The organism is Streptomyces sp. UG1 (genome assembly GCF_049974585.1).
Lineage (GTDB): Bacteria > Actinomycetota > Actinomycetes > Streptomycetales > Streptomycetaceae > Streptomyces.
In genome coordinates this window covers 1-1,469 of record NZ_JBNGGG010000130.1, presented here as the reverse complement: position 1 = coordinate 1,469, position 1,469 = coordinate 1, and the positions used below count along the sequence as shown (strand labels likewise).

At 70.6% G+C, this 1,469-nt stretch carries 1 protein-coding gene and 2 pseudogenes; 2 read left to right on the top strand and 1 reads right to left on the bottom strand.

Translation table 11 applies throughout. From position 1 onward, the window contains the following. Positions 1-401, top strand: a pseudogene (locus tag ACP4J3_RS50630) (family 16 glycoside hydrolase); the annotation flags it as partial. Here the strand turns inward: ACP4J3_RS50630 and ACP4J3_RS50625 are convergent. Next, positions 380-649: pseudogene (locus tag ACP4J3_RS50625) on the bottom strand (zinc finger domain-containing protein); the annotation flags it as partial. The pseudogenes ACP4J3_RS50630 and ACP4J3_RS50625 overlap by 22 nt on opposite strands. Before the next feature lie 226 nt (positions 650-875). Between ACP4J3_RS50625 and ACP4J3_RS50620 the strand changes: the two are divergent. Further along, positions 876-1,049, top strand: a complete 174-nt coding sequence (locus ACP4J3_RS50620) for a hypothetical protein (RefSeq protein WP_426545044.1) — start codon at positions 876-878, stop codon at positions 1,047-1,049. The last annotated feature ends 420 nt before the right edge of the window (positions 1,050-1,469 follow it).

Genomic DNA, 1,469 nt, shown 5'->3' with positions numbered 1-1,469 from the left:
CCGCCAGCACCTGTTGGGCGCAATCCAGTGGGCCACCGGCGCCGTCGAGGCGGACTGCCGGCCGGAGAACGGCTAGCGGCCGCTCTTCGACGGGCCGACACGGCCGCGTCGCTGTCGGCGTGGCGGCAAGCGGGACCGGGCGCCTTCGAACTGAGCGACGACGGAACACCGACGTCGGCCGGGGGCCTCGGGAGGCTCTGGCACGCCGGGTCGGAGTTCACGTCGTACCCGCTCCAGCTCGACCGGAAGACGGCCAGTGCCTCCGGCGATGACAACTCCGGTGTGTTCGTGCGCTTCCCGCCCTCGGACGACCCGTGGTCGGCCGTGGACAACGGCTACGAGATCCAGACCGACGCGACCGACACCCGGACCGCACCACCGGGGCCGGGTACGGCTTGAGGCGGTCGCGTCGGTAGGCGCGCCACTTGCGGGCGATGTCCACGGGGAGGATCGGGTACGGGGAGTCGAGGACGTGGGCGCGTATCGCCTCGCGGACGTCCCAGCCGTGGGCGGTGGCGAAGGGCACGTCGTGGAGCAACTCGTGCCACTGGGCGATCTGGTCACGGGCCTCGCCCGTGCCGGTGCGGATGGTGCGGGGGTCGAGGCGGCCGATGTAGGCCAGGACGGCGGCGACTTCGTTTCGGTCCAGGGTGGCTATTCCGTTCCGGTCGGTTCGTTGAGGGCGGCGAGCAGGCGTCCGTATGTGCCTCGGTGCGGGTCATGCCGGGCGTCGGCGGGTAGGCGTGCCGCCGGGCAGGGGCGGTCAGGGGTGGGGGTGTGTTCCCGGGCGATCCACGCGCGCCAGTCGGCGCCCCAGGCGGCGGTGCTGCGGGGGCCCATGCGGCCCGGTAGTCGCGCCATTTCTCGTCGGCGGCGTGCATGATGTGCTCACCGAGTCGGTCGAGGTGGCCGTGGTGCTGGAGCCAGGCGCGGGCGTCGTCGATCTGCCGTTCGGGACGACGATCTGCCGCAGCGCCTCGGTCTGCGGGCCGGGCCGGTATCCCGTGCCGCCGCGCACGCTTCCGCCAGCACCTGCCGGCCTGCCCTGACAGCGTGCCAGGGTCCTGCGTTTTCTCGGATGTCCGGTTGATCGTGTGATGCCGTAGAGGGCGAGGAAGCGGTGGTGTTCGGTGTGGGCTCGGCATCCGGCGGTGGGGCTCGCCGCCAACGTCAACCGGACCAAGTTCGCACGAACCGGGCAAACTTCTGCTCTGCCCTCTCCATAGCCTGTCCCTGTCAGTAGTAGGAAGACCGCTCGTAGGGAGAGCAGCGGCTGGTTGCCGGTGGCGAACAGCGGCAGGATCGCCACCACGTTCGACGGTCCGTCCGAGTACCGAAGACCCCATACGGACCACGCGCTGTCTGCACTCGGCACACGCCCTGATCATGGCCCGTGCCCATGGCGCCGGGTCTCGTGCTTCCCCCAGCAGAGAGAGGTCTTTCCTACATGTCCAGCTTCCTCAGCAGGC